Annotated in this window: 2 protein-coding genes; both read left to right on the forward strand. The window is 59.7% G+C overall.

What is annotated here, in order from left to right; all coding sequences use genetic code 11:
- On the forward strand, positions 1–97 hold a 97-nt coding region (locus tag NHN26_RS17370), incomplete at its 5' end, for a transposase domain-containing protein (RefSeq protein WP_435594217.1).
- 198 nt (positions 98–295) lie between these two features.
- Positions 296–466, forward strand: coding sequence for a DUF1328 domain-containing protein (locus NHN26_RS17375; RefSeq protein ID WP_132696712.1), 171 nt, complete (start codon positions 296–298; stop codon positions 464–466).
- Positions 467–662 lie beyond the last annotated feature (196 nt).

Below are 662 nucleotides of genomic sequence, written 5' to 3' on the forward strand. Positions count from 1 at the left end.
CGCCTATCTGAAATCCACCCTCGAAGCCATCGCCGCCGGCCATCCGCAAGGCCGACTGGACGAGTTGCTCCCGTGGAATTACCAGCCGTCAACCTGAAAACCGGGTGGCCGTCCAACGACGCTTACATTGGCCCAGTCATCAGTCCCACAGGGAAATCCCAACGCCGTCTTCTTTGCGCAGACAGGATTCCGGTGCACAGCATCGGCGGTTTCCTTGGCCAATTTGCAGAACCTTGGAACCAATGTCGCGCATCCGCGTTTAACAAGGACAACCGGAATGGAAAGGATCGACAAAATGCTTCAATGGGCTCTCATATTCCTTCTCCTCGCCCTCGTGGCCGGTCTCTTCGGCTTCGGCGGCATCGCCATGGCCTCGGCGGGGATCGCACAGACCCTGTTCTTCATCTTCATCCTGCTGTTCGTGGGCGCGGTCGTGATGAGCGTGATGCGCGGCCGCAAGTCCTGATCGATGCTGGGCAGGGACAGGAATGATCGTGCCCCGCCGGAAACGGCGGGGCCTTTCGCTTCCGGATCCCTGAGGTGGTCCCCAGAAACTGGACAGTTTGCTAAGCTTGCCGCCGAGGAAGACGAGGACGAACAGCGTGGCTGGCAAACGGAAGAACTACAGCGCGGACTTCAAGGCGAAGGTGGCGCTTGAAGCC

This window comes from Rhodovulum tesquicola, assembly GCF_024128855.1.
GTDB lineage: Bacteria > Pseudomonadota > Alphaproteobacteria > Rhodobacterales > Rhodobacteraceae > Rhodovulum > Rhodovulum tesquicola.

Bases quoted from the DNA above. Each gene is read 5' to 3' on its own strand.
- NHN26_RS17375 (WP_132696712.1), top strand. From the start codon at position 296: ATGCTTCAATGGGCTCTCATATTCCTTCTCCTCGCCCTCGTGGCCGGT.